Source organism: Bradyrhizobium sp. BWC-3-1, from assembly GCF_032917965.1.
In the GTDB taxonomy this organism is placed as follows: domain Bacteria; phylum Pseudomonadota; class Alphaproteobacteria; order Rhizobiales; family Xanthobacteraceae; genus Bradyrhizobium; species Bradyrhizobium canariense_D.
Window position 1 is genome coordinate 4,560,890 of the sequence record NZ_CP136625.1, and the last position, 16,111, is coordinate 4,577,000.

Annotated in this window: 24 protein-coding genes; 14 read left to right on the plus strand and 10 right to left on the minus strand. The window is 60.9% G+C overall.

The window, feature by feature from the left end; translation table 11 throughout:
* Nucleotides 1–109: 109 nt before the first annotated feature.
* Nucleotides 110–337 carry a hypothetical protein gene (locus tag RX329_RS22120; RefSeq protein WP_018457964.1) on the minus strand — a complete coding sequence of 76 codons (228 nt, stop codon included), beginning with the start codon at nt 335–337 and terminating at the stop codon, nt 110–112.
* A gap of 518 nt (nt 338–855) precedes the next feature.
* On the opposite strand from RX329_RS22120, the gene RX329_RS22125 reads away from it, so the two are divergent.
* Both RX329_RS22125 and RX329_RS22130 read left to right on the plus strand, forming a co-directional pair.
* Nucleotides 856–1,965, plus strand: coding sequence for an AI-2E family transporter (locus tag RX329_RS22125; protein WP_317244218.1), 1,110 nt, complete (start codon nt 856–858; stop codon nt 1,963–1,965).
* 60 nt (nt 1,966–2,025) lie between these two features.
* Nucleotides 2,026–2,412, plus strand: a complete 387-nt coding sequence (locus RX329_RS22130) for an NUDIX hydrolase (protein ID WP_027518066.1) — start codon at nt 2,026–2,028, stop codon at nt 2,410–2,412.
* A gap of 1 nt (nt 2,413) precedes the next feature.
* On the opposite strand, the gene RX329_RS22135 is transcribed toward RX329_RS22130, so the two are convergent.
* The 4 genes from RX329_RS22135 to RX329_RS22150 all read right to left on the minus strand — a co-directional run bounded on the left by RX329_RS22135 (nt 2,414) and on the right by RX329_RS22150 (nt 3,904).
* Complete coding sequence (locus RX329_RS22135) at nt 2,414–2,704, minus strand: hypothetical protein (protein ID WP_317244219.1); 291 nt, start codon at nt 2,702–2,704, stop codon at nt 2,414–2,416.
* Nucleotides 2,705–2,808: 104 nt separating this feature from the next.
* Entirely contained in the window at nt 2,809–3,036 is a 228-nt protein-coding gene (locus RX329_RS22140) for a hypothetical protein (protein WP_018457959.1), read from the minus strand.
* Between the two features lie 133 nt (nt 3,037–3,169).
* The gene (locus RX329_RS22145; protein ID WP_007590794.1) at nt 3,170–3,412 is read right to left on the minus strand and encodes a hypothetical protein; all 243 of its coding nucleotides are present in this window, start codon (nt 3,410–3,412) and stop codon (nt 3,170–3,172) included.
* 321 nt (nt 3,413–3,733) lie between these two features.
* On the minus strand, nt 3,734–3,904 hold the full coding sequence (locus tag RX329_RS22150; protein WP_018457957.1) for a hypothetical protein: 171 nt from the start codon (nt 3,902–3,904) through the stop codon (nt 3,734–3,736).
* Nucleotides 3,905–4,393: 489 nt separating this feature from the next.
* Here RX329_RS22150 and RX329_RS22155 point away from each other — a divergent pair, with 489 nt between their 5' ends.
* Nucleotides 4,394–5,056: a hypothetical protein gene (locus tag RX329_RS22155; protein WP_085384044.1), complete on the plus strand. Its 663-nt coding sequence runs from the start codon at nt 4,394–4,396 to the stop codon at nt 5,054–5,056.
* A 178-nt stretch (nt 5,057–5,234) separates the two neighbouring features.
* On the opposite strand, the gene RX329_RS22160 is transcribed toward RX329_RS22155, so the two are convergent.
* A complete protein-coding gene (locus tag RX329_RS22160) occupies nt 5,235–5,594 on the minus strand; it encodes a hypothetical protein (protein WP_317244220.1) in 360 nt (119 codons plus the stop codon).
* Between the two features lie 161 nt (nt 5,595–5,755).
* Here RX329_RS22160 and RX329_RS22165 point away from each other — a divergent pair, with 161 nt between their 5' ends.
* A complete protein-coding gene (locus RX329_RS22165; RefSeq protein WP_317244221.1) occupies nt 5,756–5,962 on the plus strand; it encodes a hypothetical protein in 207 nt (68 codons plus the stop codon).
* 83 nt (nt 5,963–6,045) lie between these two features.
* On the opposite strand, the gene RX329_RS22170 is transcribed toward RX329_RS22165, so the two are convergent.
* The 4 genes from RX329_RS22170 to RX329_RS22185 form a co-directional block, all read right to left on the minus strand.
* The gene (locus RX329_RS22170) at nt 6,046–6,228 is read right to left on the minus strand and encodes a hypothetical protein (protein ID WP_317244222.1); all 183 of its coding nucleotides are present in this window, start codon (nt 6,226–6,228) and stop codon (nt 6,046–6,048) included.
* Nucleotides 6,229–6,297: 69 nt separating this feature from the next.
* Nucleotides 6,298–6,489, minus strand: a complete 192-nt coding sequence (locus RX329_RS22175) for a hypothetical protein (RefSeq protein ID WP_018457953.1) — start codon at nt 6,487–6,489, stop codon at nt 6,298–6,300.
* Nucleotides 6,490–6,536: 47 nt separating this feature from the next.
* Nucleotides 6,537–6,920: a hypothetical protein gene (locus tag RX329_RS22180; protein WP_317244223.1), complete on the minus strand. Its 384-nt coding sequence runs from the start codon at nt 6,918–6,920 to the stop codon at nt 6,537–6,539.
* 100 nt (nt 6,921–7,020) lie between these two features.
* Nucleotides 7,021–7,389 (minus strand): hypothetical protein, encoded by a 369-nt coding sequence (locus tag RX329_RS22185; RefSeq protein WP_317244224.1) that lies wholly within the window; start codon nt 7,387–7,389, stop codon nt 7,021–7,023.
* Between the two features lie 884 nt (nt 7,390–8,273).
* Between RX329_RS22185 and RX329_RS22190 the strand changes: the two genes are divergently transcribed.
* From RX329_RS22190 to RX329_RS22235, 10 genes are all read left to right on the plus strand, one after another.
* Nucleotides 8,274–9,665, plus strand: a complete 1,392-nt coding sequence (locus RX329_RS22190) for a site-specific integrase (RefSeq protein WP_317244225.1) — start codon at nt 8,274–8,276, stop codon at nt 9,663–9,665.
* The gene (locus RX329_RS22195; protein ID WP_317244226.1) at nt 9,662–10,204 is read left to right on the plus strand and encodes a hypothetical protein; all 543 of its coding nucleotides are present in this window, start codon (nt 9,662–9,664) and stop codon (nt 10,202–10,204) included. Before RX329_RS22190 ends, RX329_RS22195 begins: the two co-directional genes overlap by 4 nt.
* A 95-nt stretch (nt 10,205–10,299) precedes the next feature.
* A complete protein-coding gene (locus RX329_RS22200) occupies nt 10,300–10,506 on the plus strand; it encodes a DNA-binding protein (protein WP_317244227.1) in 207 nt (68 codons plus the stop codon).
* 3 nt (nt 10,507–10,509) lie between these two features.
* The gene (locus RX329_RS22205) at nt 10,510–10,902 is read left to right on the plus strand and encodes a hypothetical protein (protein ID WP_317244228.1); all 393 of its coding nucleotides are present in this window, start codon (nt 10,510–10,512) and stop codon (nt 10,900–10,902) included.
* Complete coding sequence (locus tag RX329_RS22210; protein WP_317244229.1) at nt 10,899–11,777, plus strand: hypothetical protein; 879 nt, start codon at nt 10,899–10,901, stop codon at nt 11,775–11,777. The genes RX329_RS22205 and RX329_RS22210 overlap by 4 nt, the downstream gene beginning before the upstream one ends.
* Nucleotides 11,774–12,055, plus strand: a complete 282-nt coding sequence (locus RX329_RS22215) for a hypothetical protein (protein WP_317244230.1) — start codon at nt 11,774–11,776, stop codon at nt 12,053–12,055. The genes RX329_RS22210 and RX329_RS22215 overlap by 4 nt, the downstream gene beginning before the upstream one ends.
* Nucleotides 12,052–13,095 (plus strand): AAA family ATPase, encoded by a 1,044-nt coding sequence (locus RX329_RS22220; protein WP_317244231.1) that lies wholly within the window; start codon nt 12,052–12,054, stop codon nt 13,093–13,095. The genes RX329_RS22215 and RX329_RS22220 overlap by 4 nt, the downstream gene beginning before the upstream one ends.
* Nucleotides 13,096–13,366: 271 nt before the next feature.
* Complete coding sequence (locus RX329_RS22225; protein WP_317244232.1) at nt 13,367–13,711, plus strand: hypothetical protein; 345 nt, start codon at nt 13,367–13,369, stop codon at nt 13,709–13,711.
* Nucleotides 13,708–15,102: a hypothetical protein gene (locus RX329_RS22230; protein WP_317244233.1), complete on the plus strand. Its 1,395-nt coding sequence runs from the start codon at nt 13,708–13,710 to the stop codon at nt 15,100–15,102. The genes RX329_RS22225 and RX329_RS22230 overlap by 4 nt, the downstream gene beginning before the upstream one ends.
* 60 nt (nt 15,103–15,162) lie before the next feature.
* A complete protein-coding gene (locus RX329_RS22235) occupies nt 15,163–16,101 on the plus strand; it encodes a hypothetical protein (RefSeq protein ID WP_317244234.1) in 939 nt (312 codons plus the stop codon).
* Nucleotides 16,102–16,111: the final 10 nt, after the last annotated feature.

Below are 16,111 nucleotides of genomic sequence, written 5' to 3' on the forward strand. Positions count from 1 at the left end.
GCTTCAGTTGCGGGGCGGAGAGTTTAACCGTTGCCGCAGAGTAGCAGAAGCCGCAGTTCGGGCAGGGGGCGTTGACGGGAGTAGCTGGTCTGGGTCCGGTGGAAGCAGTCTACCCGCCGGCTCCGGCCCAACGCCTTCCGAACACGGGTGGCTTGGTTTTCACCGCTTCCCAGCCGAAGAAATGATGTTTGCCGGACCATGTGTGCACCACGCCGCTGCAGATGCTGCACTTGAAGGTGCCGGAATGCGCTTCGGCGTGCTCCTCCCTTGTCGCCGTGTAGTTCATGCTGCAACCCGCGCAGGTGAATTCTTCGATCGTCCAGATGGTATTGGCCATTGCACCGAAGTGGTTTGAGGGACCTCGATGGAAGCGTAGGTGCACGCCTTTGCATCGACGTAAACCGGTCGGCCGAAATCCGGTTAATCACCGTTAGCCAAGCCGGCATTACGTCGCGCACCTTGCCGGCGCTCGCCCACGGCGCCGCCGCAAGATCAATCGCCGGTCCGGATGCTTCGCATGTCCCGGTCGATGCACATCTGAACGCGCCTGATGGCGAGCAACGGCAGCCTGCCTTGCACGCGCCCGGTGCGGGCCCTGTCGCCGACGGCATAGGCGTAGCGCCAATAGCCCGGTGCGCCGTTTGGCTTCAGCGAAAAGCGGATGCCGCGGTGAATTCCCGCGTGTGCGACGGGCTCTCTGGGGCGGCGTGCCATCGTCTCGGAATGCAGAATGGCCCGATGCGTTCCTAATCGCCGGCTCGTGCCGGCCCGGTCGTCTTGACGCCGGGTGCGCGGCTGGCAATAACGCGGGGCCGCGCAAGTGCCGGAACCCGCGTCAATGCCGCAAGGAAAGCCGTGCCCGTGAAAAGTCTGCGTCAGCTCCTGACGGGCGAGGACATCATCCAGCTCGTGATCCGCGTCGGCCTGCTCGGCCTGCTGATCATCTGGACCTTGCTGATCATCCGCCCCTTCGTGCCGATCCTTGCCTGGAGCGGCGTGCTCGCGGTCGCGTTCTACCCGGCCTTCAGCTGGGTCGCCAAGATCCTCGGCGGCCGGCCCAAGACCGCAGCGGCGATCCTGACCCTGATCACGCTCGGCATCGTCATCGGTCCTGCGACCTGGCTCGGTATCAGCGCAGTGGACGGAGTGCGCGAGCTGGCGCACCAGCTCGGCACCGGCGACCTCGCGCTTCAATCGGCGCCGGAGCAGCTCAAGTCGTGGCCGGTCGTTGGCCCCTGGTTATTCGACCTCTGGGAGCAGGCCTACAACAACATCCGCGCAGTGCTGCGCGAGGTGGCGCCGTATCTCCAGCCGCTGGCGGGACCGCTCTTGTCGCTCGCGGGCGATGCCGGCGTCGGCACGCTCCAGTTCCTGGTCTCGGTGTTCGTGGCCGGCTTCCTGTTTCCGCACGGGCCGCGGCTGGTTGCGGCCGGCCGCGGTTTCCTGTTTCGCATCGTGCCCGAACAGAGCGAGCATTTCCTGGGGCTCGCGGGCGCGACCATCCGCGCCGTGGCGCAAGGCGTGATCGGCGTCGCGATCGTGCAGGCATTGCTCGCCGGCATCGGCTTCAAGCTTGCCGCGGTGCCGAGCGCCGGCCTGCTCGCCTTCATTGTGCTGCTGCTCTCGATCGTGCAGATCGGCGCCTTCCTGGTGCTGCTGCCGGTGATCATCTGGATCTGGACCGCCAAGGACGTCACCACCGCGCTCTTGCTCACCGTGTTTCTCGTCCTCGTCGGCTTCCTCGACACCATGTTGAAGCCGCTGGTGATGGGGCGCGGCCTGACCACGCCGACCATCGTCATCTTCGTCGGCGTGATCGGTGGCACGCTCGCCCACGGTATCGTCGGCCTGTTCATCGGCCCGATCATCCTGTCGGTGGCCTGGGAGATGATGATGGCCTGGATCAGGACGGAGGACCGGGCAGAGGCGGGGTCAAGGGCGGGGACAGCGACGGGCGAGGGCTGACTTGTCTATCCGACTAGACAAGTTACCATGGGCTCGATTCTATTTTCGATTACGGCGAACATGGCGAAGTCTTCCAAACTGGTTGCCGCCAAGCGCGGCAAGGTATTGTTGGTCAGACGCCGGTCGGACGGCCTGTGGATGTTCCCGGGAGGCCGCAAGCGCGCGCGCGAGTCCGACAAGGACTGCCTGCGGCGGGAGATCAAGGAAGAGCTGCCCAAGCTGAAGCTCGGCCGGATCAGCCTCTGGAAGGAAGTGACGGCTAGGAATAAGCGCTCCGGCCGCAAGATGAGCGATGCGATCTTTATTGCCAAGGGCGCCAAGGGCAGGCTCGCGATCGGGGACAAGAACGAGATCGACCGCGCCGTCTGGCAGAAGCCGCGCGGCATCCGCCTGACGCCGACCTCGCGCTACATCCGCGACCGCCTGTTTCCGCGGAAGCGCGGGTGAGCTAGTCCTCCTCGTCCTCCGACGAGTGCTGTATCCGTCCGGTCTGGGCCCGCGAAAAATTGCCGCGCACTTGCGGCGCGGACACCCTGGCCATTTCGGCTTCGCGCTGCTCCTTGCGAGCCTTGCGCGCGCGCTTCATGGCCTGCTTGACCTGAGGGTTCGGTGAATCCTCCGCGAAGAACAGCACCACCTCGCAGCTCGGACATTGCCTGGAATAGCCGTCCTGCAACCGTCCCGCGCGGTCGCGGAATACGGTCTTGCAGCGCGTGCACTGAATCTGGACGAAACTCATGCGCGGTCGATCGACAATGACTGATGAAAATGGATCGTCAGGTGATCCCAAATGTCTGAAGAAAGCTTGAACGCGTCGGCGACACCAAGCCGCTCGATCAGGCGCTATTGCTTGGCCGCCATCGTGTCCAGGCAATGGTTGAGATAGACGGTGCGATCCCTGGGCAGCACCTTCTCGAGATCCGCCTTCAGCGCGCATTCGCGCTGCCGCATCTGCTCGGCCCGCCGCTTCTCGGCCGCCTCGCGATATTCGGGAGCAACCTTGTTGGGATCGACGAGAGCCTGCGAGCGGGCGGGAGCCGTCACGGCGAGTGCAATGGCGGTGATGATCATGAACTGTTTCAAATGAGCCTCCGTAAAAGGCTCATCCTAGCGCTCGGGCGGCGAGGGCTCAAACGGCAAGTTCGCCGAGACGCCCGGAAGCCCAGTTGATTCAACTACCTGAAGTTGGGACTCGTGACGTCCGTCACTTCGGGACGTGGTCGATCTTGTGGCCGAGATGCCCGGTGTCGTGATCGCGCCGCAACTGGCTCAGCGATGTCTCGTTCAACTGATGCAAGACCTCGCTGAGTTCAGTCGTATCCGGATAACCGGCAGCAAAACCCTTGCCGTAGATCTTGCGCAACGTACCGACCAGCGTGTTGCCGTGCTTCTTGCTGATCGCGCCATCCTTGTCGCGGTGGCGATGATCCAGGCCCGTGTCCTTCATGGCTTTCTCCCTGAGCGGCGTCTGCGCGCCTGGAGAGAGCGTGCTCCCAAACGAGTTGATTGGCAACGGCACGGCGCGCGGCAGTTGAGCCTCGTCAAGATGTGGAAAGATCGAAGGCCGTGTGAAGCAGTTCACAAGCGATGGTCGAGATCGCTGCTACGAAGGCCTCATTGCTTGACCGATTGATATTTTGAAAACGCCCCAGCGCTCCACCAGGCGCTGGGGTTTTCACGTCGATCACCGCCACGGCCAGAGCGCGCGGCGCGCGATCGGTCGGGTGCTTTTCGAATGATGCCGAAGGCTGGTGCCGAAGGCGGGCGACTACGCGGCTTGCTCCTCGAACGAGGTGTAGACCTGGCCACCTGGACCGATCACCTGAACGCCCCAGCACCCGTCGGCGATGAGCTCCTTGGCCTTCTTGAGGGCGGCGGCGAGTGACAGCCGCTTGAGGCTGACGATTCCTGCCGTGTCGAAACCGCTGATTTCAAACATGCCGCTCCTCCCTGTTTTGTCGAATCCTACACTTTTTGAGCGGGTTGTCTCGCGGCTTTTGGGACAGGGGCCCGGCGCACGAGCAGGCGATGGCCAAAATCGCGAAAACAACCCCATGCACAGTAGCTAAGTCCCGCTGGCGCAACGCTTTCTTTTTGGCACATGGCGGTCCTGCATCCGGCGGAGACGCCGGGTTGACGCGTCGGGCAAAACAGGGGTCGTCTGCCAACTTCGGAAAATCCGCTTCGGACCAGGGCGGCTTCCCGGGATCGGGAGGAGCTCGCGCACCGGCCTGCCTGTCATGACCCTCGCACGACCCCGTAGTCGGCCGGGGGTGGCGGGGTCTGCAGCAGGCCGCGGCCGCTAACGTGGAATTAAGCTGAAAAGCCCACAATTTTAGACAGTTGTAGATGGGTGCTGCGTAAGGGAGCTGTCGCGAGGACGTTCCGGCGACGGCTTCCTGTTGCTCGCTCATTTGGGGTCAATGCCATGACCGCGACTTTCGAAACGCAAGGCCTTGTCGAACAGCTCGACCCTGCAGCACTGGCTGCGGCCATCGCCGCCGGCGAACCCGCAAGTTTGGACGCTCCGGAACCGATCAAGCGATCCAGCCGGACGTCCGTCATGGCGCTGTCGGTGTGTGCCCTGGCCATCAACGGCGCCGCGGCGATCTACACATGGCCGTCCGGCCTGCCATCGCTGAATCTGAGCAGCCTGGCTGATCTGCTCCCGCGCCAAGAGGCTTCAGCGCCAAAGCCGGATCCGGTTGTCGCGGCCTTGAAGGATATTCAGTCGACCCAGCAGCAACACACGGCTTCGCTGCAGGAGAGCAATCAGGCCTTGCAACAAAACGCGGCTGTGCTGCAGGCGGATTCGATGGTGCTGCTTTCGCTGCGGCAGAGCATCACGGACGAACGGGTGGATGTGAAGAAGGTATCTTCGCAGCTGTCCACGCTGATTGCGAAGATCGACTCGCTGCAAAATGCCATGATGTCGGACGTCACGTCCTCGGTTCGAAGAGCGCATGCGCGCTATGGACTGTCCGCAGCGATGCGCAAGCGGATGGTTCGGCAGTCGAAATCTGCAGGTCCCGTTTCAGTTGGAGGAGCGCCGTTGAGCGTGCCTGCCACAGTTTCGGGCCCGGAGAGCTGAAGATAGGGTCAGGCAGGTGATCTGAGACTTTGTCCGCGCTCACTTGGCGGGCTCACGTGAGCGCGGCTTTTTACCCGACTTGGAACTACGGAATGCTGGTGACAGTGCTCTCCGGCACTGTCACCGCGAATCCTAAGAAGCGATGATCAGGGGCCCGCCGGTTTGCCCTGAGGGTCTTTCAATAGTAGCGGCGCCTCGGACGGCGCTCGTAATAATCATCGCCGTAATAGCCTTGCCGGCCCTGTTGAAACTGCGGCGGAACCGTTCCGGTCGGGTAACACTGGCCGTCGCGGGTATCGATATCGGCACCGTTTCCGCAAGGAACGGGATAATGGCCATAGCCTCTACCGCCACCATTGTACTGCCGTGCGGCCTGTTCTTGCGGCGGCAAGTAGCCGTTGGGGTAGCACATGCCGTCGCGGGCGCTGACGTCCCAGCCGTGGCCGCACGGCGGTGGGTGCACAGGGACACGGTATTGAACCTGATGAACCTCACCGAGCTGTAGAGCCAGCAAGGTTGCGACAACTGCACCGATCATCGGACTTCTCCCAATCGCACTATGCCTACGCCTGAGCGGCTGAATGATCGCTGAACGGGTTCACGCCGGCGATCTTAACCTCACTTTAGGAAATCGTTGTTCGGCGGCGTGCCGTTGGGTATAAAGGGAGCCGCCGTTAGCGTCAGTTGCGTCCGTGTGTCATGATTACCTATAAGCAGTACCATATCCAGCAAGTCGAGCACGGGCCCAAGCGCTGGGTTGCTCGCATCACGCGGACAGACGGCCAAAACATCCGCACGATAATGCCAGCGACCGAGCTACCCTACCTCGACACGAAGCCGACAACGTCCCCCGAGGAAGCCGAGGCGCTTGCCAAGGAAGGCATCGACTTCGGCGGCGTGGTTTAGGCCGTCGTCGGGGTCGACTGCCATTCGTTCGCGAACTCGCCGGTGGCTTCATCCGCCTCCGCAGCCGGCTTTTCACCCGAAAACTATTGTGGCTCGGTTGGCTTGTCTCGCTCATGGCTCTCGGCTTCGGCGGCCGCGCACGCATCCATGCCATGGCATTTGCTCAGATAGTACCGGGCGCCTGCGAAGACCGAGCAAACAATCACCACGGAAACCAGCAGGAAGATCATCCACCGTCGGTTCAACATTCCCATGACCTTCTGCACCCTCCATCCGACGCAGCCCGTTCGCCTGAGCGGCCCAGCCAGGCGAGGCGAAGGGTCGATAAGCTCAAATCAGACCTTGCGCTTCGGATTCAGTCTAGCCTCACGCTCCAGCCGCTCGGACTTCAGGCGTTTGAGGTTTTCCTGAAACTCCGGAGTGGCTTGGCTGTCCGCTATTGTCTGTCTCGATCCTATCGGATTGAGGGTCCTTCGATCGGCTTCGTCCGCGACTTGTTGCGCGGCCGACCGTTTGGGTTTGATCATCTGCTTTTTGCCTTCAGGCGAGATTGACCAGGCGGGCGCCGGTCAATTCATTTTCGATTTGGCCGGTCGCGTCGAACATTCTGGAATTCCTCGGGTCCCTTGACGAGCCGCCGCTTGCGGCTGGCCTGGTCATCCGGGCTCGCTTTGTTGTCTTTGAGCTTGTCGATCGCATTACCCGCCATTTCCCGAGCCCGCTCGGACGAGGCCTTGGCGATAGACGTAACCGCGAGGGCGGGGGCGGGTTTGCCCAAGCCAATATCAACCAGCCGACGGATGGATTCAGAGCGAGCCGGAGTGTCTTCCTGCCCCGACGCCCATGCGTCGATCTGAGCGACAGTCGCCTCCGGCCAGCGCGTGCCGATCTGGACGCCTTGACCAGTAGCGGGGCGGCCGCGATGCTTTTTGGCACGAATCTTTTTTTCTGGTTTCATTTTATTTGGTACCAAAAAATCATGCCGAAGGGAAGCGCGAACTTCCGACGGCTGTGCCTGTTTAGTGCACTGGCACCGCAATCCCCACGCAACATCACGATCACAGATTGAACTCAGGCGGCCCCCGTAGAGGAAGCGCCAGTTGTACAGCAAAAGGTCGGGAAGCATTTGCTTGGACGAAGGCCTGCAAGGCCGGCGTGATCTCGCTATTCGTGACACGCTCGGCAAGCTCATCTGCGATCTCGCTGGTGGCATCGCGAGACCAGCCCTCGATGGCGTTGAAGGCGACGATACGGACGGGATATGCGTACTGCCCGGAGAGTAGGTCGCGGATGATGGTCTCGACGTCGGTATCCTGCTCGTCGGCCTCGCGCCAGGAGCAGCCGGCGCGCGCGCCGAAGTCTTCCAGTACCAGGTAAATCTCCCGGTCGAGCCGATCCAGCGGCACAATCGACGGCGCATGACGCATGACGCAACTCCTACTCAAGAGGAGCAATCGTTCGACTGTCCGTTCGTTCCGCCCGGAACTCAGGCAGATAGGCAAATGAAAGAGGCGGACGTTTGAGAAGCGGCCTTACTTCTTTGGCAGAAGTCCCAAGACGAACCATTGAGCCGGAAACAGTGGAAACAGCAGCGCTCCCCAGATGAACCAAATGCGCCTAGACCGGCCTCTCTGTGCCGCGAAATTGGCGGTCACGCGCCCACACCACATCATCAGGGTGACAATGACCAAGCCAAACATGATTGAGGCAAGCATGGAGTGGCTCCTGCCGATGGTCCGTTGGCTATCATATAGGATTGGCCTGTCGCCGGGGAGAGAGCCCAAATCAAGATTACGCGCTTAAGGCGGGGATGACCGGCCCCGCGTTACTTTACTTGTTCTCTGGCTCCGGTGACGAGGCGGAGCCCGGCGTGCGGGACGTCGGCACCGTCTGAGAGAGCGGCAACTGAGGCGGCCTATTTGGGGCGGAATGGCTTTGGGCACACCAGCTTTCCGGAAGAGTCTCGTCGGCAAGCGCCGACATCAAAGCGCCGCTCATTTGCGGCGGCAGGACGCGTCGGCAGCGGCAATTCCAGCTGCCGACACAGTGCCGACATGGAGCTTTCTGTCGAAGTTGCGTTTGGGATTACTGCTTCATTGTGTTGGTGAGCGCGCTGGGGCTCGAACCCAGGACCCCGTGATTAAAAGTCATATCCTACTCGCGGACAGAGCCGGACTAATCATAGCATCCGGCTCCGAAAAACCCCTTCAAACATTGTAAATCGCGCGATTGTCCGATATTGTCCGGGACATAGGGTAACACTTGCAGACGGCCCAAAACCGTTACCCCATGTTACCCGGAGCGGACCCAGATGGCTAAGCCACTCACGCCGATCACAGTCAAAAACGCCAAGCCCGGCAGCGAGCGCCGCGAGATGCGCGACTTCGGTTGTCAGGGGCTGTATCTCGTCATCCAGCCGAGCGGCGCGAAGTCATGGGCGTTCCGCTACCGGTTTGCCGGGAAGCCCAAGAAGCTCACGATCGGCCCCGCTTACATCAGCGATGGGAAGGGTGACGAGCCAGAGCACGCCGAACTCGACCAGCCGAACACGTTGGCCGGCGCAAGGGAGCTGGCCATCGCGGCGGCTCGACAGGTCGCGAAGGGGGTTGATCCGGCCGGCCACAAGTTCCGCGAGCGGGCTGCGGCTCGCCTGCGCGCTGAGAACGCTGAATTGTTGGAAGGCGATACGGTCGAGGCCGTCGCGCGCCTATTCATTGAGAAGTACGCCAAGGCCAAGACCAAGAGTTGGGATCAAACAGCGCGGCTGATCGGGCTGAAGGCCGACCCCGAGGACGAAACCAAGCTGGTCAAGACCGAGACCGGCGGCGAAGTGCTGAGTCGGTGGGGTAGCCGCACGGTGCATGAGATCACGCGCCGCGAGGTCCACACCCTCCTGGATGCGATTATCGCCCGTAAGGCGCCCGTCACGGCCAACCGTGTGTTGGCGGCGATTCGCAAGATGTTCAACTGGGCCGTATCGCGCGACATTATCGAGGTGTCCCCATGCGCCGGGGTGTCGGCGCCGACTGCGGAGGCTTCGCGCGATCGAATCCTTACTGACGAGGAATTGCGGCTCGTCTGGCGAGGTGCCACCGCGATTGGCTGGCCGTTCGGGCAAATGGTGCAAGAACTGATCCTGACGCTTCAGCGCCGGGATGAGGTCTCCGGTATGTCCCGCCACGAGTTGAAGCCGAAGGATCTGAATTGGATCATTCCAAAAGAGCGCACCAAGAACGGGGTTGAGCATGAGGTACCGCTTTCCAATGCAGCGTGGACCCTGCTCGAAGGATTACCCAAGATCGGCAAGGCCGGACTTGTGTTCACGGTTACCGGCGAAAGGCCGGTGTCCGGGTTTAGCAAGGCCAAGGAGCGGCTGGATCATGAGATATTGAAGATACAGCGCGCCGACGCGGTCCAGCGCGGCGAAAATCCCAACGAGGTCGAGCCTCTGCCTCATTGGACGCTGCATGACCTTCGCAGGACGGGTGCCAGCGGCATGGCACGGCTGGGCGTCCAGTTGCCGGTCATTGAGAAGATCCTCAACCACGTGTCTGGCAGCTTCCGCGGTGTTGCGGGCGTGTACCAGCGGCACAGCTTCGCGGACGAAAAGCGCAAGGCGCTGGAAACGTGGGCGAGCTTTGTGCAATCGGTCGTTTCCCGCAAGCAGCCTGACAACGTTATTCCGATGAGGGCTCAACAATGAACGAGCAGTTTGTCCCGCCGGGCTATGTCAGACTAGAGGATTTTGATACCAGCGGCAGCGAGACACCGCTGCGGCAGCGCTTCGCGAGCGGCGAACTGGTTGCTGCCGTTTGGGACAGGCAAACTGGTGAGGTAGTCGATTTGAATTCGACCAACTTCCTGGCGGACTGGACCGACAACATGATCAAGGAGAGGCGGCTCGAAAAGAAGGTGCCGCACCCAAGGGACCGGCATCGGACTGAGACCATACATCTACCCGTGCTTGTGAAGCGGCTTGCCGCAACGAATTCCCAACCCGCTCCGGTGCCCTCATACGTTTCACCATTTCTTGAGATGATGCTCACAGCAACGGTACAGTTCGGAATTACGAAGGACAAAGCCCCTCCGAAAAAGGAGGAGCTGGTCGAGTATTTCAAAAAGCAACGACTTCCTGACGGCTCCTCGCTCTCAAACAGCTTGGCTGAAGCAATGGCAACGTTTGTTCGACCCCCGGAAGCAATGAAGGGCGGCAACAAGAGGATGGGAGGGGCCAACCCTTAGACCCCAGTGCTCCGACCCCTTCCGAGGTATCGAAGCATGCCGCCCATAGCGCATTCAACCGCTCACAGGTCATTACCCGACATGGAGCAGACGTTATGGACAAGTCTACCCCCGCTGAGGCCCTGCTACCGGCCTCGAAGGTATGCGCGCGATACACCCGATCGGCAAAGACACTTGATCGCTGGCTGAAGGACGACACCCTCGGGTTTCCCCGTCCGGTCGTCATTCGCAATCGTCGTTACTTCCGTGAGGCCGAGCTAATCGACTGGGAACGTGCGCAGGCGGGAAAGAAGGCCGCCTGATCGATGAGCAGCACAACCGCTCCCGTCCGCGGAGGACGGGCATCTCGCCAAAAGGGCAACCGCGCCGAGCGCGCAATCGTGAAATACTTACAAGAACGCGGCTTCGCTGCCGAGCGCGTGCCTCTCAGTGGCTCAGCCGGTGGCTCCTACCTTGGCGACCTCACCGTTCCGGTTCTCAATGTTGACCGGGTTGTGGAAGTCAAATGCCGCGCGAAGGGCTTCCGCCAGCTCTATGACTGGCTGATCGATCGCGACATCCTAATCGTTCGCGCCGACCGCAGCGAGCCCCTGGTGGTTCTGCCGTTGCGGTTGGCGGCAGAGATCGCGTCTGCGGCCGACAAGAACAAGCTGCGGATTGAACGAGTCATTATTTGCGCCACTGGCGGTGACGCATGAACCAGGCTGGTGCTTATCAGGCTAGCCCGACAAAAAGGACTCGGGCGACAAAGGCGGAGATGCAGGAACGAAGGTCGGCGCTCTACGACATCGTTACTGCTATGAGGCCGATGACAGTGCGTCAGGTCTTCTACCAAGCTACCGTCCGCGACATCGTCGAGAAGAGTGAGGCCGGGTATACCAAGGTCCAGACCGACCTCGTGCAGATGCGCAAGGCTGGCGAATTGCCATACGACTGGCTGGCGGACAACACGCGATGGCAGCGCCGGCCGCGGACATTTGGGGGCGTTCAACAGGCGCTCGACGACACCGCGAGACTCTATCGCAAGTCGCTCTGGGCCGACGCCGGCTCCTACGTCGAGATCTGGCTGGAGAAGGACGCACTGTCCGGGGTGATCCTGCCGGTGACGTCCATGTACGACGTTCCCTTGATGGTATCTCGCGGCTACGCCAGCCTGTCGTTCCTGCACAGTTCGGCGGAATATATCGCTGCCGTCGACTTGCCCACGTACATCTATCATCTTGGTGATTTCGATCCGTCCGGGGTGAACGCCGGGGAAAAGATCGAGCAGACCCTGCGCGAGATGGCACCAGCTGCCGATATTCAGTTCCAGCGCATTGGCGTCACTTCGGAACAGATCGCTGAGTGGAGTTTGCCGACAAGACCGACCAAGCAGTCGGACACCAGGTCGAAGAACTTCGGCGACATATCGGTGGAACTCGACGCCATTGAGCCGGACATGCTCCGGGCTTTGGTGGAGGCCGCGATCCAGCGTCACCTGCCGCGCCGGCAATTCGAAATTCTGAAGGCGGCTGAAGAAAGCGAGCAATTGTTACTGCGATCATTGGTCGACGGGTTGGAGGTGGCGCGATGAGGCACGTCACCTTGGACATTCAAGCAGCGATAGCAATCGAATCCGATGACATCACCGCAGCAATGCGAGATGCCCGTCGCAACGTCGCCATTGCCAAGTTGAGCCAGTTCGAAACCGAGTGCCTCATGCTTGGCGGCATGATCCAGCGAAATCCGCGTCGCAAACAAGAGGTGGTTGACTGTCTCTATGACATAGCAACCGCCAACAATCTCCTGAGCGACCACGGAGGCGGGCTGGTCGAAGAACTCATTGCCGCTGGGTTGGGCTTCGGCGCATGAACATCCGCACAGAGCTTTCAGAGAAAATGAGCAACCATGAACTGGACGCACTGACGGCAGTTCAGGACCGGTTCGGCGCCGGCTTCAACCGAACCAACACCAACGATCTGATGGCGGCAAGTTTTGCGCCGTTAAAAGAAATCATTCCCGGCTACGTGTATGGCGGCTTCACCATCCTGGCGGGCCGGCAGAAGCTCGGTAAGACATGGTTGGCAATCGACTGGGCCGTGGCCGTTGCGACGGGCGGCGTTGCAATGGGCTGCCTCGATTGCGTGAGAGGCGATGCCCTGTACGTCGACCTGGAGAATGGTCCGCGGCGAATCCAAGCTCGGATCAAGGCACTGTTCCCGGAAGGCGAATCTCTGCCTGATATGTCGCGGCTCGAATGGGTGACTGATGCCCCTCAACTCAACGCCGGTTTCATCGAACGCCTGGAGCTTTGGCGAACCTCAGTGAGGCAGCCCCGTTTCGTCGTGGTCGACGTACTGCAGCGGATTAAGCCGCCCGGCAACAAGAACCAGAACGCGTATGAATCCGACTACTCGACTTGGGCCCCGTTGCAGAAGTGGGCCACGAAACATGGCGTGGCCGTGCTCGGTCTCCACCATCTCAAGAAGGGCGGAGCTGACGATCCCCTCGAATCGCTGTCCGGTTCGAACGGTTTGGCTGCATGCGCTGACACCACCATCGTCCTCAATCAGGATCAGAACGGCAAGACGCTCTATGTCCGAGGCCGCGACATCGAGGAGAAAGAGACTGCCGTTATCTTCGTTACCGGCAGATGGTCAGTCGTCGGTAACGCCTCAGACGTCCGCCGATCGGGTGAGAGGGCCGTTATCATGGCCGCGCTGACCGATAACGCGGGACCGATGACACCGGCTGAACTGACCGCAGCAACAGGCAAACCAGCAGCGAATATCCGCCAATTGCTGTTCAAAATGGCCAAAGCGGGGGATGTCTTCAAGGTCGGAGGAGGCCGTTACTGGGTCTCTGCCACACACCCCAGTAACAGCGATAACGCCGATAACGCAGAGCACTGAATGTCACCTCCGTTATCAGTGTTATCGGGGTTTGTGTCTTGAGGGAAAGCCGCCCAACTCAATGCCAAAACGGCCATAAAAAATCAGGCTGCACTTGACGGTTTGACCTGGTGCCTGACGCATTCGAGCGGCGGCCTTTGATATACAATCATGTGCTCGTGTCGGTAATTGTCCTTATCTGTCCGTATTTTAATTGCAGTCGAACAGGTGCATAATGCTGGCAGGGTATCAGGCGGGTAACGATACTGTCAGTTTGTTAGGAGCCGGATAGATGGCAGATGCCAACCAGTCGAACGGACGAAGCGGTGAGGTTGTCGGGCTTGATGGCCGGACCTGGCAGGCGCGACGCATCCGCGCGCTGTCAGCCATGTACACAGCGGCCCTAGGGGGCTCACTGGATGCCCTTACGCTGGAGGGAGTCCAGCGTGCAGCCGAGCTTCAGGTCACCGCTGAGTGGCTCCGCACGCGATCCCTGAAGGGTGAGGCGGTGTCTGCCAACGATCTCGTCAAGGCGGAGAACCTGGCCGATCGTGCGCGCCGTGCCTTGCGCATTGGCAACCGTCCTGCGCTGACGGTGCGCCCGATCCGCGAACGATTGGCAGCTGCGAGCGCATGACGCCAACCTCCCTCGACTTCTTCAGCCGGCTCAAGTGGCTTGATGGTCGTCCGCTGATGGACACGATTGAGCCCTACCGACGTCGGCTGTTCACGCTCGCCCTTGACACTCGCCGTGACGATGGTGCGCCGCTCTACAATCTCGTGCTGGCTGGCAGGGGCAAGAAGAACTGGAAGTCTGCCGACCTTGTGCTGACCGGCCTGTACTCGCTCCTGATCAAGGAAAGCCCGCAGGGCAGTGACGGGTTCATTCTCGGCAACGATGAGGACCAGGCCAATCAGGACCTGAGCCTCGCCAAGAAGCTGGTTGCGGTGAACGCGGAGGAGATCGGCGGCGAGGTCGAAGTCCTCTCCACCGAGATCAAGCGCACGGATGGGCGCGGCTCGCTCAAGATCCTGCCTGCCCGGAACGTATCAGGCCAGCATGGTAAAACCGCGCTGTTCATCGGCTATGACGAAATTCACGGCTATCGGACGTGGGATCTTTTCGAAGCTCTCGCACCCGATCCCACGCGCACGGATGTACTGCAGTGGGTTACTTCATACGACAGCATCTTCAACACGCCCGGTAATCCGCTCTACGATCTGAAGCAGCGCGGCATTGTCGGCGACGATCCGGGAATGCTGTTCTCCTGGTACAGCGGCGACATCTGCACCGATCCGGACTTTGCCGGCCTTCCTCCAGAACAGCGGGCCAACCCCTCTATGGCCTCCTGGCCTGATGGGGTGCGATATCTGGAGCAGCAAAAGCGCAGATTGCCAGCGCACAAGTACCGTCGCTTGCATTTGAACATGCCTGGGGCGCCGAGTGGTGCGTTCCTCGATCCCGACAGCGTGCTTGCAGCGATTGTCACCGGCCGCAAGCGGCTTGGGTACGACCAGCGCCATACCTATTACGCCTTTATAGACATGAGCGGCGGCTCCAGCGACGACGCCACGCTCGGCATTGCTCACCAAGAGGGCGGAAAGTCGGTCGTGGATGTGGTCGAGAGTCAGGCCGGCGCGCCGCCATTCAACCCGCGGCAGGCGGTTATCAAGTTCGCGAACGAGTTGCGCGCTTACAAGATCCGCTCCGTCACGGGCGACAACTACGCGGGCAACACCTTCAAGGTCGATTTTGAGGAGCTTGGCATCGGGTACACGTCCTGTCGGCTGCCAAAAACCGAGCTTTACGAGCAGATGGAGCCTCGTCTCAACGCGGGCGAGATCGAATTGCCCGACCTTCCGAAATTGCAAGAACAGGCCTTGGGCTTGGTGGTGCGCGGGACGCGCGTGGACCATTTGCCGGGCGAGCATGACGACTGGATTAACGCCGCGGCCGGCGCTGCCTGGTGCGCGGCAACACGTTCTCAAATCAACACCGGCCTGATTGGCCGATACAGCTGGGGCTGAAAAATGAGTGGAATGAGCGGGATCATAATCGATGGACTCTGGGTGCCGCCGGACACCGCAATGCGCATTAAGCACGCCGGCTTCCGACCACACGAGGATATCGTCTCGGATGTGGATGTAACAATGCCAAAACACCAGGTTAGGGCACCCTCAATGGCAAACCGATTTCTTTCTCCCGATCCGTCGCGATGGACCGGCCCGACGCACCTTGGAAGCGGGCCATATTCATCCTCAAAGCGGGTTTCAAAATTCGTCTTCGACGGCCCGACCGGATCATCGGTCGCGAAGCTGCGCACCGCATACGTTGGCGCTATCGATGCCGTCAATACGCTGAGGACCAAGCGCCAAGAAACCGATAAGTCAAAGCGGTTCACACCTCTCGGCACCTCCGAGCACGTCGCCGAACACGCGATGACGGACAACATTCCGGCCTTGCGGCGCGCACGGGCTACCGCGGAGAAGATCAAGGCTGAAATCGCCGATACACGGTCAAAGCTGACGCTGGCAAAGCCGACTGACGAACAGCGCCGCGATCATGAGGAGATCCGCGCGGCGATGCGCAGCATGACAGCAGACCAGCGCGCGAAATTCATCGACGGCAACAGGCAAAACCCGCTCGTGGTCGGCGCCATCGCACACGCGAGCATCCCGGAGCTGATCGGCATGAGCCAGCACCATCACAAAATGATCGTGGATGATCAGATGCAGCAAGAGCACGGCGAGACGCTTGCCGAGCTTGCCGACCTGGAGGAGGTGGTTGGTGTGGTCGATCGCCTCACCAATCTGGCGCGTGACGAGATGCGGGAAATCATCGGCGTTTCCAAGGACGTGTTCGAGTCCGTGGCGAGGGTCGGCGAAGCTGGGGACGGCGAACTGCCATTCCGGGTTGAGGAGCGGCAGATCGGTGGCGAGACCAAGGAGATTTGCCGGATCTACGATTTTGCAGCGAAGCAGTGGCGTGACGCCTCCGCTGATGAGATCCAGAAGGTTGCTGCGTAATGGGGTGGCT